Raw genomic sequence first — 14228 nt, forward strand, 5'->3', positions numbered from 1 at the left:
CCGTCATCGGTCAGGGCGTGACGGTCACGGGAATATTCAAGGCACAGAGCAGTGCTTCCGCCGCCCCCCGCTCAGAGAACAGGCGGCTGCCACGACTGACAACCAACTGGCCAGCTCCCTCAACCTTAACGGCCCTGGCCATCGCTATCGCGCCCGCTCCGGTAAGGCACTTCACCGTGGCGGCAATACCTTCTTGCCCCAAGAACGCTGTCAGGTCGGTCAGCAGACGGCGATCATCCTCCCCATCAGCCCGCACCAGAACCGTTAACGGGCTTCGGTTCCTGTGGGCAAGCTCCGCCCCTACCCTGACCGCGCGGTGATTGGCGCCTTGGTCATGATTCAGTAACACCACAACCCGACCCGCCACGCCCCCCGTGAATGCCGGACAAAGCAGAACATCACCCGGCGCCTGATGAACCAGAGCACGGGCAGTAGACCCAAGCCGGGCACCCGAACCGCCGGACCACCCCGCCCGGCCAAGCACCAACAGGTCGGCGGGCTGCGCCAGTGTCAGCACCTGCTCTGCGACCTTGCCCTGACACGTCGTCAGGCTGCCAGCGACCCCGTGAGGCGCCATCATCTGTTCGAAAGCTCGCCGGATGTTCACGGCCATGGCATCCAGGCGACGGTGAAGTGACTCAACATCCAGAGGCCGGGTGATACCAGAACTCCGACCAACCTCCCGGGCAAACCCATACCCAGCGCTACGGAGCAGATTCACCTCTTCCACAAAGATGCCCAGAACCCGGGCATTGCTGGCCCGGGCAAGATCAGCAACCGTCTCAAGCGTTTCCAGGCTCAGCCTCGAACCATCCAGCAACACCAGAATCCGTCGCTCCGGCACCGGGCCTGGTGGAGTGCCTTCAGGCTTGCGGGTCATTTCCGTCATGTTCTGCGTCCTGACTGGAGTCCTTGCTTTTGCCAACCTTGGCAAAGTCAGCCAGTCGATCGGCCACACGCCGATTGAAACTGCCTTCCGGGAACAAACCATCGCCATCAGGCTCCCCCGGCGCCAGTCCCGACAGCAATTCAATAGCCTGATCAATGTGTGAAATCGGATAAATGGTAAACGCCCCATTCTTCACAGCCTGGCGAACAGCGCTGCTGAGCATCAGATGCTCAGCATTACTGGCGGGTAGCAGTGCCCCTTGCTGACTCACCGCCCCCGACTGCTGACATACATTGAAAAAACCTTCAATTTTCTCATTCACGCCCCCAACAGCCTGGACCTCTCCATGCTGATTCATGGACCCTGTCACTGCCAGCGACTGCTTCAGAGGAACGCCTGCGATGGCCGACAGCAATACGCAGGTCTCTGCCACCGAGGCGGAATCCCCTTCCACACCGCCATAGGACTGTTCAAACGCCAGGCTGGCTGACAACGACAACACGGCCATCGGGGCATAGCGGTTCGCCAGGTACCGGGACAAAATCATCACAGCCTTGCTGTGAATCGGCCCACCAAGCTTGGCCTCTCTTTCAATATCAACTACTTGCCCCTTTCCTGGGCGGGCGGTGGCGGTAATCCGGGTGGGCTGCCCAAACCGCGTGGCCCCTAACTGCAGTACCGACAGGCCATTTACCTGCCCTATCTGTTCACCCTGTGTCGAAATTCTGACAACGCCGCGGCGGATCTGCTCAAGGCTTCGCTCCCGGATACGGCTGGCCCGATATTCCCGCTCGTCAATCGCCTGTTGCACGTGGCAGGCCTGAATGCAGGGGCTTTCCGCCACACCCGACCAATAATCAGCCTCGCTGATCAGGTCTTTCAGCACACGGTCATGCCCCGTCAGTTTGTTCTGGTCGCTGGCCAAACGGCTGGCATGCTCGATCAACCGGGCGACGGCTCCCCGGTCCATGGCCCGGGCCCCGGACGACCGGGCCATGGTCGCAAGCATTCGGGCATACAGCGGGTAGCTTTCATCATCCCGGTCCATGTCATCATCAAAGTCCGCCTCTACTTTGAACAGGTCAAGAAAGTCAGGATCATAGTGGGAAAGCAGGTAGTACAGGGTTCGGTCTCCCAGGAGCACCACTTTTACCGACAACGGTATTGGTTCTGGCTGCTGGCTCACGGTGGTTGCCAACCCATACAGACGCTCCAGGGATTCAATGCGGATCTCCCTCGAAAAAAGAATGCGCTTCAGGCTGTCCCAGGCCATTGGCTGAGACAGGAGGCGCCGGGCATCCAGTATCAGATAGCCACCATTGGCCCGATGCAGCGAGCCAGCCCGTATCAGAGTGAAGTCGGTATACAGGTTTCCCTGATGCGCCCGATGCTCAATCTGACCAGAGAGGTGCTGATGATTGGGATGATCCTCATACACCACCGGGGCACCCTGGGTGTGGGTGTTGTCGACCAGCAAGTTAACCCGGTAACGGTTCAGCAAGCCCGCAGGAGCACCATTTTCCGCATCCCGGAACGCCTCGGCATGTTCCACAACATCTTCACGCACAGCGTCAAGGTAACCGACAACCGCCGACACATGCGCCCACTTTTCCCGAAGCTCCCCCATCGGGCCACCCAGCGTGAGCTGCACCATTTCTTCGTTCAGAGCATGCACACGCTCCCGGACTTCCTTACGCAGCCTTGGCACCTGCTGAATCGCCTGCTGCAGTTTTTTCTGCAGATCTTCCACTTTCGCTTCGATCAGCTGCTTTTCGTCATCCGAAAAGGTTTTGTACTCTTCCGGCTCAATCACTTCGCCGTTGCGCATAGGCGCAAACGTAAACCCCGCCGGGGTTGTGAGCATAGCGATGTGATTGGCGTTCGCCTCCTCTTCGATGGCCGCCAGCCCCTGTTGCTGGCGCCGGGTAACTTCATCCTGCAACTCCTGAATACGGGCCTGGTATTCCTCACTCTCAAAGGTGGCCGGAACGGTAGTTTTCAGCTCACTGGCCAGTTCGTTCATATCGTGCCTGAACCTGCCCCCCTGCCCCGGGGGCAACTCTATGGCTCTGGGTCTGTCAGACTGCTGGAAATTAAAAACATGGCACCAGTCGGACGGTACCGGCCTGGCAGAGGCGTGACTGGCCAACACCCGCCTGACCAGCTCATGCTTTCCGGCACCAGACGGCCCGAGAACAAAAAGGTTAAAGCCCTGCGCCTCCATACTGGCACCAAACTCCAGAGCGCGCAGCATCCTGTCCTGACCCACAGGCAGACTCAGGTCCTCCAGAGATTCAGTGGTGTCAAAATCAAGCCTGTCCAGAGGACACTGGCGATAGACCTGAGCCTCTGTCAGGGGTTCGGGCAGGGCCATCCTTACCTCCTTGGTAATTACGCCTGGCTTTCCAGTTTATCCTGGGTGCGATGCTCGAAATCGCTGGCGTCATGCCGTTCATGGAGCTGAGATGCCAGATCACCCCAGGCTTTGTTCACGATCCGACCACGCCTGACCGCCGGTCGACAGGCCACTTCATCAGCCCATCGGGTCACATTGGTGTAGGTATGCGCCTCAAGAAACTCAGCGGCCTCATACACCATGTTCTTCACCAGGGCGCCATACCAGGGCCAGATCGCCATATCGGCAATGGTGTATTCATCGCCCGCAATGTACGGATTCTCTGCCAACTGGCGATCGAGTACATCCAGCTGCCGCTTCACTTCCATAGTGTAGCGGTTGATCGGATATTCGTACTTCTCCGGCGCATAAGCGAAAAAATGTCCAAAGCCGCCGCCCAGGAAGGGCGCACTACCCATCTGCCAGAACAGCCAGTTCATGGTTTCGGCACGTTTGGCCGGATCTTTCGGCAGGAAGGCGTTGAACTTCTCCGCAAGGTAGAACAGGATCGACCCCGACTCGAACACCCTAATAGCCGGTTCCACACTGCGATCCAGCATGGCGGGGATCTTTGAGTTCGGGTTGATCGTCACAAACCCGCTGCCGAACTGATCTCCCTCAGTAATCCGGATCAACCAGGCATCGTATTCTGCCCCTTCAATGCCCAACTCCAGCAGCTCTTCGAACATCACCGTTGCCTTAACGCCGTTGGGGGTAGCCAGCGAGTAAAGCTGAAACGGGTGCTCCCCCACGGGAAGGTCTTTGTCATGGGTGGGGCCTGCGATAGGACGATTAATGTTGGCGAACTTCCCTCCGTTGTCCGGATCCCATTTCCAAACGTTTGGAGGCGTGTATGTCGGGTCACTCATAGGGTTGTCTCCCATTGCCTTTGCATGATGTGTGAAAGGACTGTACCCGAATCCTGCCATGAAACGCACCTGCACCGGCTCGATAGCAGGGCTCCGGCGCTAAGCTATACTCGGTTTAGCATGCACCGGACAGCAACGGAATCCAACATGGCGTCTGACGCCCACCAGAAAACCCCGGTATTTCAAACCACCGGACTGACCAAAACCTACCATCAGGGCGAGGTAGACGTACACGCGCTTCGGGGGGTGGATCTTGCGCTTTATCCAGGGGAACTGGTGGTCATGCTGGGTGCTTCTGGCTCCGGAAAATCGACCTTACTGAATATTCTGGGTGGGCTGGACATCCCCTCCAGCGGGCAGGTTCGTTACCAGGACATCGAGCTTTCCGGTGCCTCAGACCGGGATCTGACCCGCTATCGGCGGGACTACGTGGGTTTCGTATTTCAGTTCTACAACCTGATTCCCAGCCTGACGGCTCGCGAAAATGTTATCGCCGTCACCGAAATCGCCCGCGATCCCATGGCGCCGGAAGACGCTCTGGACATGGTTGGGCTGGCCAGCCGCATGGATCACTTTCCAGCCCAGCTATCAGGTGGCGAACAGCAACGCGTGGCCATTGCCCGAGCCATTTCCAAGCGCCCTCAGGTACTGCTGTGTGATGAGCCCACCGGGGCTCTCGACTCGGCAACAGGCATTCTGGTGCTGGTGGCTCTGGAACGGGCCAACCGGGAAACCGGAACCACCACCGTCATCATCACCCACAACGCCTCTATCGCACGGATGGCTGACCGGGTTATCACACTGTCGGATGGGGTTATCAGCGGCGAGCACCGAAACGCCGTCCGTCAAAATCCCAGAACCCTGAGCTGGTAGCACCGGGATGTTCGGGCCAGGCGTTCTGCACATCAAGCTGAGGAGGGAGATCTGGCATATGCGTGGCCAGTTACTGGCCATTGCCCTGGTCATCGCCGGCGGAGTCGCCGTGTGCCTGCTGTCACTGGTGAATTACACCTCACTCTCTGCAACCCGTGAGCAGTACTACCAGGAACATCAGTTCGCCGATGTGTTCGTCTCGGTGAAACGAGCCCCCCGCCAACTCGTGCAACAAGCGGCCAGCCTTCCTGGCGTTGCCCGCCTGGCAAGCCGGGTGGAAGGCACGGCCAAACTAACCTTGCCCGATTACCCGGAACCGGTATCCGCTCATCTGGTTTCCGTGCCGCCCACAGGCCAGCCTCGGGTCAACCAGCTTTTCCTCCGTGAAGGGCGACTGCCAGCCCCCTCCCACGCCCCCGAAGTCTCGATTATCGGCAGCTTCGCAGACGCACACCAACTCCGCCTGGATGATACCTTCAGCGCCATCATCAATGGCCGGAAACAAACACTGAAGGTGGTTGGCATAGTCGAGTCCCCGGAATTCATCTACGTCATTCCGCCCGGCGGCATGCTGCCGGACTACCAACGATTTGGTGTCCTCTGGCTGAATCAGGAAACCCTCGCAGCAGCCATGGACATGCGAGGCGCCTTCAATAGCCTGGTCCTTCAAGTTACTCCGGGGCATTCCATCGAAGACGTCATCGACCAGCTGGACCGTCTGCTGGCCCGTTATGGGAGCACCGGCGCCTTTGCCCGGCACGACCAGTTTTCGCATCAGTTTCTAAGCGATGAACTGGAGCAACTCAAGGCCATGGCCGTGATCTTCCCTGCCATTTTCATGGGCGTCGCCATGTTCCTGCTGAACGTCGTGATCACGCGGCTGATCAATACTCAACGCGAGATCGTCGCTATCCTGAAGGCATTTGGCTACAGCAACTGGCAAATTGGCTGGCACTACAGCCAGATGGTTCTGGCCATCGCACTCACAGGCCTGGCCATTGGGTGCTTCAGCGGGCTTTGGCTGGGGCATGAACTGGGGGAGCTCTATATGGACTATTATCGCTTTCCCTCTCTGTTGTTCCGGATCGATCCCCAGTGGCTGGTTTTACTGACCCTGATCAGCCTGGCGGTCGCCCTGCTCGGTGGCTGGCGCTCCATTCGCTCTGCCGCTGCACTGCCGCCTGCTGAGGCCATGCGGCCCGAGGGTCCGGCCCGATACCACATCACGCCTCCGGAGCAATTGCTGCCATGGATTCGCTTCCGGCAGCCATCGAGAATGATTGTCCGCCAGCTCTCCAGAAAGCCCGGCAGAACAACCCTTTCGGTGTTTGGTATCGCCATGGCCACGGCGATTGTGGTGGTGGGAAATTTTCAGTTCAGTTCTGTCTCTCTGATGGTGCATACCCAGTTTGCGCGAGTCCAGAAACAGGACCTGACAGCCACCCTGACGGACCCGGTCAATCCATCCGCTCTATTCAATATGGCCCGTCAAAACGGCGTTCGTTATGTTGAAGGCCGCCGGAGTGCACCGGTGGAGCTGGTACATGAACATCGGCGCTGGCGAACCGTTCTGACCGGAATGCCCCCCGACGCCCATCTCCAGTTTGTCGTTGACCGGAACCTTGAAAACGTTTCATTACCGCCCGCCGGACTATTACTCACCGACTTTCTCGCCGAGTCATTAGGCGTTCGTACCGGCGATTCGGTGCAGGTGCAGGTGCTGGAGGGAAAACGCCCGGTGTTGACTCTGGTGGTGGCTGGCATCACCAGCGAGTTTCTTGGTGTCGGCGCTTACATGAACCTGAACGCCATGAACCGGGCACTACGCGAAGGCCCCCGGGTGAATCAGGTGTTGATGAACCTGGTGCCGGAACAGAGCAACACCGTCTACCAGTCGCTCAGGGATACACCTGGCATTATGGCCACCAACCTACGCCAAGCGATGCTAGACAGTTTCTTTGAAACGCTCGCCCGCACGTTTCTGACCTATACATCCATTATCAGCCTGCTCGGCGGCATAATCGCCTTCGGTGTAATCTACAACACCGCGCGTATTTCCCTCGCCGAGCGTGGCCGGGACCTGGCCAGTCTTCGCGTACTGGGCTATAGCCACAATGAGGTAGCGCACATTTTGCTGGGCGAGCTTGCCATCCTGCTGTTGCTGGGCATTCCCCTGGGATGGGCCACAGGCTTCGGGCTGGCGGGCCTTGTCGTGACGGCGCTGCAAACAGAACTCTACCGGGTGCCCGTCGTTGTAACCGGGAAAACCCTGGCACTGGCCGCCAGCGTGGTGGTTCTGTCTGCGTTGATATCGGGCTTCATCACCTGGTGGCGCCTACGCAGACTCGATCTGGTCGCCGTGCTGAAAACCCGCGAGTAACCCATTCTACGATGCAAGAGATCAGACATGGCCGCACAACGCACACCAAAGGGTAAATGGATCTTCTGGCTTTTCGTCGCCCTGATGATCACCGCTGTGTTCTCATTCGTCCTCAGACCGGAACCCGTATGGGTAGACCTTGCCGCTGTCGAACGGGGGCCCATGGAGGTGACCATTCTTGAGGAGGGGAAAACCCGGGTGAAGGACCGTTACCTGATTTCCTCCCCCGTGGCCGGGTATATCCATCGGATAGAGCTGGACGTAGGTGATCTGGTCAGCCCTGGGGAACTGCTCACCCACGTGGACCCGACCCCCGCCAGTATTCTTGATGCCAGGTCCCGCGCAGAGGCCGAAGCGAGAGCGGCAGCTGCGCGGGCAGCCCTGCAATCCATTCGCCAGAAAGTTGAGGCCGCCGCAGCCGATGCCGACTTTGCCCGAAACGAATACCAACGCTTACAGGCCCTGGAAGCGTCTCGCTTCGTCTCTGCCGAGCAGTTACAACAAGCAAAATCCACCGCCGCACGCTCACAGGCCATTCTGCGCTCTGCGCGTTTTGATGAAGAAGTGGCAGCTCATGAACTGGCTGCGGCCGAAACTCGTCTTCAGATTTCGACCGCCTCCTCAAACGGGCAGAAACCAGCAGAGCGGGTAGCCGTGCGCTCCCCGGTCAATGGCGCCGTGCTCTCTCTGGTGCGCCAAAGCGAGGGAGTCATACAGGCCGGTGAACCTATTCTCGAAGTTGGCGACCCCAGTGCCCTTGAGGTCGTTGTGGATGTCCTCAGTGTTGATGCCGTCAAACTGGAGCCAGGTTTGCGTGTTCGCCTTGGTGGCTGGGGCGGCAAGGAGCTGGAAGCTACCGTACGACGCGTTGAGCCAATTGGCTTCGAAGATGTCTCTGCACTAGGCGTGGAAGAACAGCGGGTTCAGGTGATCGCAGACATGGTCAGCCCCCGGGAAGAATGGCAGCAACTCGGAGATGGCTATCGGGTGGATGCCCGCTTCATACTCTGGCAGTCTCAAGACACCCTTCTGGTACCCGCATCCGCCATTTTCGAACACAATGGCCGGCCTACCGTGTTTGTCATCCTCGATGGCGCTGCTTATCACCGCACGCTAAAAACGGGCCAGTCAAACGGGCTGGCAACCCAGGTAACAGAGGGACTCCGGGAACAAGACCAGGTCGTTCGCCATCCGGGCCGGGGGCTGAGTAACGGAGACCGAATCCGAGTGCGCTAGCCGTAGTCAGCGAGTGAAGTCGTCCACCTCATCGTACACAGTAACGGAAAGGCGTTCGCCAATCTCGCGCATGCCAACCATCTCCGAGGGATTGTCGGCCACCCAGAAGGCTTCCCAGCTGTCCTGAGAATCCCACCGCGCAACCGTGAGCACCTCGGTTTTATCTTCGGGTCCACGAAGCATAAAACTCCCGAGGGCGCCCGGAACGGTCTCATGGATGTGGTTCGTTGTGCGAGCCCACACCTCCCGGAACTTTGCAAAGTCTTCTTCTTTTACCCGCCAGCGATACACTATCCGGATCATTCCCCCACTCCATGTTTATTGCCTGGATTATGAATGATCGTGGCACTGACCGCCCGCCCATTCCGCAGCGTGTACTTTCGAATATTGATATCCGACGGCGCTGGCTCGCGAACGTGGGATTTGTCTTTTGGATCACTGACACCGAGCTGCAGAAAGTTCACCCGCCCTTCCGTTAATGTCACGTAGTTGGGCCCGCCCCAGCACTCATTCTCCTCGGGGTCATCCTGGCCATCGTCTTCCCAGAAACAAATGGCGCAAATGTGATATCGGCCCGCGTCTCCCAGCGTCGCATAACCGCAGCAAGGGCAGGCGAATAACCCATTGATGGCTCGTTCTCGTTTCATCGTTTCTGCAAATGTCCTGACTCACTGAAGGAAACCAGATGGCTACCAGGTATTTTCATCCTGTCGGTCTTTGCGTTCCTGCTCGGCTTTGCGCTCACGAATACGGTCGAGCTTTTCCTTGGGCAGCTTCATATTGGCGGTGTCTCGCAGCAGCAACAGGCTACCGACAACCATCGCAAAAGCCGCGAAAATGAACAACCATCCAATCATTGGCATCTCAGTATCTCCCAGGGGCGATGGTTACCAGTGTACACTTGCCCGACGCCACCATAAACTCGCTGGCCAAAGCCCTTGGCAGGCGAAAACGGCTTGTCGAGCTTTGGCCCGCTCCGTACTATTGCCTCACACTCCTTTGTCCCACTCCATGTCTCCGGATCTGAACAGCCATGCGCAAACAAGTTGATGTGAAGGTCGAGAGCCCGATAACGGCCGTTGATGCTCTGGCCAGTGCCTCTGGCCTGCCCAAGCAGCGGATAAAAGACGCCATGGCAAAAGGCGCGTGCTGGTGGGTACAAAAAGGCAAGCAGGTTCGGCTTCGTAAAGCCAAACGTGACCTGAAACCAGGCACGCGGATCCAGTTGTTCTATGACGATCAGGTATTGGCCAGAACGCCCGAACCCCCTTCCCTTATAGAAAACAAAGGCCGATACAGCGTCTGGTTCAAACCCCACGGCCTGCTGTCTCAGGGCTCACAGTGGGGAGATCATTGCAGCTTGCTTCGCATCGCCGAAACAAGACTGAATCACCCCTGCTTTCTGGTCCACCGGCTAGATGCGGATGCCGCCGGCCTGATGCTGATTGCTCACGACGGCAAAGCCGCCGCCGCTCTGTCAGAGCTATTTGCCGGTCGAACCATGACGAAAATCTATCGGGCCACCGTAACGGGGGCTCTTGAGAGCAATCAACAGCTGATCGACCAGGCGCTGGATGGCAAACCTTCCGTTAGCCGAGTGACCACGCTGGAGATACAGCCGGAGGAGCCAGCAAGAACCCTGGTGGAAGTTGCCATTGAAACCGGCCGGAAACACCAGATTCGCCGCCACCTGGCGGGTATTGGCCACGCCATCGTAGGCGACCGGTTATACGGCACTCCGGATGCGGAGGGCTTGCAGCTTGTCGCAATACAACTGGCTTTCCAGTGCCCCTTTACAGGACAACACCTGACGTTCTCCGCACCGGTTCCCCGTCCCTGAAACGCAAAAAGGCCAGCGTAACGCTGGCCTTATCAATCGTTTGCTTACAGGTCAGGCTTTGTAGAAATCCCGGTACCAGTCGACAAAGTTAGCAATCCCCTCTTCCACCGAAGTGGCTGGTTTATAGCCAACATCATCAATCAGGTCGTCCACATTGGCATAAGTGGCTGGCACATCCCCCGGCTGCAGCGGCAACAGGTTCTTCTCGGCCTTCTTACCCAGACGCTCTTCGATGATTTCGATAAAGCGGGACAACTCCACCGGATTATTGCTGCCGATGTTGTAGATTCGATAAGGTGCTTTGCTGGTGCCCGGATCAGGCAGTGATCCACTCCAGGCATCGTTGGGCTGAGCAACGTTATCGAGGGTCCGGATAACCCCTTCCACAATGTCATCAATGTACGTGAAATCCCGTCTGTGATGGCCGTGGTTGAAGACGTCAATCGGCTCGCCCGCCAGAATCTTTTTGGTAAAGATAAACAGCGCCATATCTGGCCGGCCCCAGGGGCCATACACGGTAAAGAACCTGAGCCCGGTGGTCGGCAAGTTATACAGATGACTGTAGGTATGCGCCATCAGCTCATTGGCTTTCTTGGAAGCCGCATACAGGCTGAGAGGATGGTCTACGTTGTCATGCACCGAAAAAGGCATGCTTTCATTGGCACCGTATACGGAACTGCTGGAGGCATACACCAGGTGCTCGACACCATTGTGGCGGCACCCCTCCAGTATGTTCATGAACCCCACCAGATTGGCATCCACATAGGCATGCGGGTTTTCCAGCGAGTAACGAACTCCGGCCTGTGCTGCGAGATGGACCACCCGCTCCGGCTTGTGCTCACGAAACAAGGCTTCCATGGCATCGCGATCAGCCACATCCTGGCGTACTTCCGTGAACCCTGGCTTGTTCAGCAAACGAGCCAGGCGGGCTTCCTTGAGATTAACGTCGTAATAATCGTTGACGTTGTCCACACCGATCACTTCATCACCACGATCCAGCAGACGATGGGCAAGATGCGAGCCGATGAAACCGGCGGTTCCCGTAACGAGGATTTTCAAGTTCTGTTCTCCATGAAAATGGCGCCCGAAGGCGCCTTTGTATCTGTCCTGATCAGAAAGCCACGCCAACACTGGCGAACGGCCCGGACAATTCGACATCCAGTTTGTCGTCATCGTCCTCATAATCGATTGACATCTGACGGTAGCCCGCTCTCAGCTGCAGCATCGCGATTTCGTACTGACCATAGGCGTTAAAATCGTGAAGTGAATCGCCGTCAAAACTGATGACGTTACCTTCCGCGCCCACGGAGACGCCGGTAAACGGTAAATCAAAGCGGGCAGCAAGGTACCCCATCGGCACTACTGCATCAACGGAGGTTTTACTCACCCGACCACCAATCACCGTATCCCGGACGACCAGCTCGCCATCAAATTTTCGAGCCGTCAGCCCAAGATCCAGATTGACCCAGTTATCCAGCACTTCATAGTAGAAAGTCGCGTCAAACTGGTCTATATCCAGCTCAGAACGAACATCCGCGCTAAAAATGCCATCAAAGCCTTCGGGACCAATTTCACCATTTCCACTCTGGGAAATGCTGGTGTAATTCAACCGTACGTTCGGCAGAACCGGGATCGGATGCTCAAAGAAAGCGGTAAAGTTAGCGTTGCTGTCACTGTCGAGGTCGAGATCTTTCTCAATATCAACGGCGGAATCCTTGTTAACCACTTCGCCGGAAAAATCGGAATCCCAGTAACTCACGGTCGCACCAACGCCCAGGATATCCGCACTCGCAAGCGGTGCCGCAAGAGCCAGTGAACCACCCACAACAATCATCAGTTTACGCATAACGCACCCGTTTTTTTGGTTGTATTGCCAGGTCAGTCAAAACGAATGCCAAGACGGCGACCGACTTCTTCATAGGTTTCAATCACGTCGCCAAGGCCCTGACGAAAGCGATCCTTATCCATTTTCTTCCGGGTTTCCTTGTCCCAGATACGGCAACCATCCGGGCTGAACTCATCCCCCAACACAATCTGACCACCGCTACGCCCGAACTCAAGCTTATAGTCGACCAGCAGCATACCGGCGTCGTCAAACAGTTTTTTGAGAACATCATTTACTTTGTAGGTCAGTTCCTTCATCCGGGCCAGTTCTGTGTCCTTCGCCCAACCGAAACTGACTGCCAGTGACTCGTTCACCATGGGGTCGTGCAATTCATCGTTTTTCAGGAACAGCTCAAACGTTGGCGGCGTCAGCTCCTGCCCTTCTTCCACGCCCAGGCGACGACACAGGCTACCCGCAGAAACGTTGCGGACCACACACTCTACCGGAATCATGTCCAGCTTCTTGACCAGAGACTCGGTGTCAGACAGCAAACCCTCAAAATGGGTAGGAACCCCGGCGGCTTCCAGTTTTTCCATAATGAACGCGTTGAACTTGTTGTTCACCATGCCTTTCCGGTTCAGCTGTTCTTTTTTCTCACCATCAAACGCTGAGGTATCATCCCGGAACACCAGAACAAAGCGTTCCGGATCGTCAGTGCGGTAGACTGATTTTGCCTTGCCAGCGTATAGCTCTTCGCGCTTTTCCATTACCTTCTCCAAACGGTTGGTGGCCAGCGCCACCCCGTTAATCAATACAGATGTTCAAATAATTGTGTGAGCAGATCTGACGAGGTACGTTCGCCCTCATAGCTGTCCTGCCGCTCCGCTGTCACGCTCATGGCGTCGCCAGATTGCTGAATCCGGATTGTGTGCGTGTGAACCGGTTTGCCAGCGTCGCTGAACCAGGAGAACCATCCGGGACTGCGTTCCTCTTCGGTCCGGAAATCAACCTGTAGCCAGCCCTCGCTGCGGTTCAGATCGAGGATGGGCAGCGCCATATCTTCCAGTGATCGGTTCACTTCCGCCCAGGTACGCCCAAAGTCCAGATCAACCCGGATGGCAACGGCTTCTTCAGCCTCCGACAAAAGGCGAACCAGCGGCTTGGAGACCATACCAGAGGCCGCCCGGGAGAAGGATTTGCTGTCTTCCCGCTCCTTCAGAAACTCACCCAGTTCTGTCAGCAGCTCTCGCTGCTGCTGCCCGGGCGTTCTTCCGGCGCCGTCATCACTTTCCCAGGCCACAAGCTCCCCGGGCGTACTCCCCAGTTCCAGTATCCGAACACGGATCTCCGTGGTCTTGCGGCGAATGCCCGGCGCCAGACGAACCTGAAGGAGTACTTTGGGCTCTGCGGCTGTCGCGTCACTTTCCATCCCCAGCAGACGCCGGCTGCGCATGCTGTAGTTGGCCAGTTCACTCTGAAAAATACCTAACTGGGGGCTGTCATACGCTACCCCGAGACCGCGTTCACTCATCCAGGCACCGACCACGGGCCACAGCCGCCCCGGTACCTCGTTAACCAACAACCAGATACGGTCGTCCAGCTCTTCAATCACATAATTCTGATCAAGGATCTCAGAGGTCATGTCCGGTGGACGGGGTATGGATGACGGGTAAAGACCGCGGGAATCGTCGGTGCTGATCGTACGGATCGGCATCGCCTCCCCCACCCGGGAGGAGTCCAGCCCCTCGGGAATCTGGATCGGCTGACCTTCCTGCGCGTCAACATAACCTTCTGACCGGTCATCAATCAGACTGCAGCCAACCAGAGCGCCCGACAGCAGCATGGCTGCCACAGGGCGACTGACAAACAAGACTTTTTCACGGGCTCTTGCAGGAACCTGCATCGGGTTACTCCGGTTTAC

Annotated in this window: 14 protein-coding genes; 4 read left to right on the forward strand and 10 right to left on the reverse strand. The window is 57.4% G+C overall.

The features are described 5' to 3' along the window. Positions 1-10 precede the first annotated feature (10 nt). From K325_RS0108120 to yghU, 3 genes are read right to left on the reverse strand one after another with little or no spacing between them, the layout of a single operon-like run. Positions 11-889, reverse strand: coding sequence for a universal stress protein (locus K325_RS0108120; RefSeq protein ID WP_051146596.1), 879 nt, complete (start codon positions 887-889; stop codon positions 11-13). Beyond that, complete coding sequence (locus tag K325_RS0108125) at positions 864-3263, reverse strand: Lon protease family protein (protein WP_029653770.1); 2400 nt, start codon at positions 3261-3263, stop codon at positions 864-866. The genes K325_RS0108120 and K325_RS0108125 overlap by 26 nt, the downstream gene beginning before the upstream one ends. A gap of 17 nt (positions 3264-3280) precedes the next feature. Then, positions 3281-4153, reverse strand: coding sequence for a glutathione-dependent disulfide-bond oxidoreductase (gene yghU, locus K325_RS0108130; RefSeq protein ID WP_029653771.1), 873 nt, complete (start codon positions 4151-4153; stop codon positions 3281-3283). A 147-nt stretch (positions 4154-4300) separates the two neighbouring features. Here yghU and K325_RS0108135 point away from each other — a divergent pair, with 147 nt between their 5' ends. From K325_RS0108135 to K325_RS0108145, 3 genes are read left to right on the forward strand one after another with little or no spacing between them, the layout of a single operon-like run. Further along, positions 4301-5026, forward strand: a complete 726-nt coding sequence (locus tag K325_RS0108135) for an ABC transporter ATP-binding protein (protein WP_029653772.1) — start codon at positions 4301-4303, stop codon at positions 5024-5026. A 58-nt stretch (positions 5027-5084) separates the two neighbouring features. After that, the gene (locus K325_RS0108140; protein ID WP_228128413.1) at positions 5085-7406 is read left to right on the forward strand and encodes an ABC transporter permease; all 2322 of its coding nucleotides are present in this window, start codon (positions 5085-5087) and stop codon (positions 7404-7406) included. 27 nt (positions 7407-7433) lie between these two features. Continuing rightward, positions 7434-8642, forward strand: coding sequence for an efflux RND transporter periplasmic adaptor subunit (locus K325_RS0108145; protein ID WP_029653774.1), 1209 nt, complete (start codon positions 7434-7436; stop codon positions 8640-8642). 6 nt (positions 8643-8648) lie between these two features. Here the strand turns inward: K325_RS0108145 and K325_RS0108150 are convergent, their stop codons facing one another. Genes K325_RS0108150 through K325_RS18375 form a run of 3 tightly spaced genes read right to left on the reverse strand, consistent with a single transcriptional unit; the run spans position 8649 to position 9505 of the window. Next, positions 8649-8945: an antibiotic biosynthesis monooxygenase family protein gene (locus tag K325_RS0108150; RefSeq protein ID WP_029653775.1), complete on the reverse strand. Its 297-nt coding sequence runs from the start codon at positions 8943-8945 to the stop codon at positions 8649-8651. Continuing rightward, positions 8942-9289: a CPCC family cysteine-rich protein gene (locus K325_RS18250; RefSeq protein WP_051146597.1), complete on the reverse strand. Its 348-nt coding sequence runs from the start codon at positions 9287-9289 to the stop codon at positions 8942-8944. Before K325_RS18250 ends, K325_RS0108150 begins: the two co-directional genes overlap by 4 nt. A 42-nt stretch (positions 9290-9331) precedes the next feature. After that, positions 9332-9505, reverse strand: a complete 174-nt coding sequence (locus tag K325_RS18375) for a DUF2897 family protein (protein ID WP_084694193.1) — start codon at positions 9503-9505, stop codon at positions 9332-9334. A gap of 170 nt (positions 9506-9675) precedes the next feature. Between K325_RS18375 and K325_RS0108165 the strand changes: the two genes are divergently transcribed. Next, positions 9676-10482, forward strand: coding sequence for an RluA family pseudouridine synthase (locus K325_RS0108165; RefSeq protein ID WP_029653777.1), 807 nt, complete (start codon positions 9676-9678; stop codon positions 10480-10482). Positions 10483-10533: 51 nt separating this feature from the next. On the opposite strand, the gene K325_RS0108170 is transcribed toward K325_RS0108165, so the two are convergent. From K325_RS0108170 to bamC, 4 genes are read right to left on the reverse strand one after another with little or no spacing between them, the layout of a single operon-like run. Further along, positions 10534-11541 carry an NAD-dependent epimerase gene (locus K325_RS0108170; RefSeq protein WP_029653778.1) on the reverse strand — a complete coding sequence of 336 codons (1008 nt, stop codon included), beginning with the start codon at positions 11539-11541 and terminating at the stop codon, positions 10534-10536. 52 nt (positions 11542-11593) lie between these two features. Beyond that, entirely contained in the window at positions 11594-12328 is a 735-nt protein-coding gene (locus tag K325_RS0108175) for a TIGR04219 family outer membrane beta-barrel protein (protein WP_029653779.1), read from the reverse strand. 32 nt (positions 12329-12360) lie between these two features. Beyond that, positions 12361-13074 (reverse strand): phosphoribosylaminoimidazolesuccinocarboxamide synthase, encoded by a 714-nt coding sequence (purC, locus tag K325_RS0108180; protein WP_029653780.1) that lies wholly within the window; start codon positions 13072-13074, stop codon positions 12361-12363. 41 nt (positions 13075-13115) lie between these two features. Next, positions 13116-14210, reverse strand: coding sequence for an outer membrane protein assembly factor BamC (gene bamC / locus K325_RS0108185; protein ID WP_029653781.1), 1095 nt, complete (start codon positions 14208-14210; stop codon positions 13116-13118). Between the last annotated feature and the right edge of the window lie 18 nt (positions 14211-14228).

Source organism: Marinobacter daepoensis DSM 16072, from assembly GCF_000421165.1.
GTDB classification, from domain to species: domain Bacteria; phylum Pseudomonadota; class Gammaproteobacteria; order Pseudomonadales; family Oleiphilaceae; genus Marinobacter; species Marinobacter daepoensis.

Excerpts from the sequence above, each read along its gene's own strand:
- K325_RS0108120 (WP_051146596.1), bottom strand. The coding sequence starts at position 889 with ATGACGGAAATGACCCGCAAGCCTGAAGGCACTCCACCAGGCCCGGTG.
- K325_RS0108125 (WP_029653770.1), bottom strand. The coding sequence starts at position 3,263 with ATGGCCCTGCCCGAACCCCTGACAGAGGCTCAGGTCTATCGCCAGTGT.
- yghU (WP_029653771.1), bottom strand. The coding sequence starts at position 4,153 with ATGAGTGACCCGACATACACGCCTCCAAACGTTTGGAAATGGGATCCG.
- K325_RS0108135 (WP_029653772.1), top strand. The coding sequence starts at position 4,301 with ATGGCGTCTGACGCCCACCAGAAAACCCCGGTATTTCAAACCACCGGA.
- K325_RS0108140 (WP_228128413.1), top strand. The coding sequence starts at position 5,085 with ATGCGTGGCCAGTTACTGGCCATTGCCCTGGTCATCGCCGGCGGAGTC.
- K325_RS0108145 (WP_029653774.1), top strand. The coding sequence starts at position 7,434 with ATGGCCGCACAACGCACACCAAAGGGTAAATGGATCTTCTGGCTTTTC.
- K325_RS0108150 (WP_029653775.1), bottom strand. The coding sequence starts at position 8,945 with ATGATCCGGATAGTGTATCGCTGGCGGGTAAAAGAAGAAGACTTTGCA.
- K325_RS18250 (WP_051146597.1), bottom strand. The coding sequence starts at position 9,289 with ATGAAACGAGAACGAGCCATCAATGGGTTATTCGCCTGCCCTTGCTGC.
- K325_RS18375 (WP_084694193.1), bottom strand. The coding sequence starts at position 9,505 with ATGCCAATGATTGGATGGTTGTTCATTTTCGCGGCTTTTGCGATGGTT.
- K325_RS0108165 (WP_029653777.1), top strand. The coding sequence starts at position 9,676 with ATGCGCAAACAAGTTGATGTGAAGGTCGAGAGCCCGATAACGGCCGTT.
- K325_RS0108175 (WP_029653779.1), bottom strand. The coding sequence starts at position 12,328 with ATGCGTAAACTGATGATTGTTGTGGGTGGTTCACTGGCTCTTGCGGCA.
- purC (WP_029653780.1), bottom strand. The coding sequence starts at position 13,074 with ATGGAAAAGCGCGAAGAGCTATACGCTGGCAAGGCAAAATCAGTCTAC.
- bamC (WP_029653781.1), bottom strand. The coding sequence starts at position 14,210 with ATGCAGGTTCCTGCAAGAGCCCGTGAAAAAGTCTTGTTTGTCAGTCGC.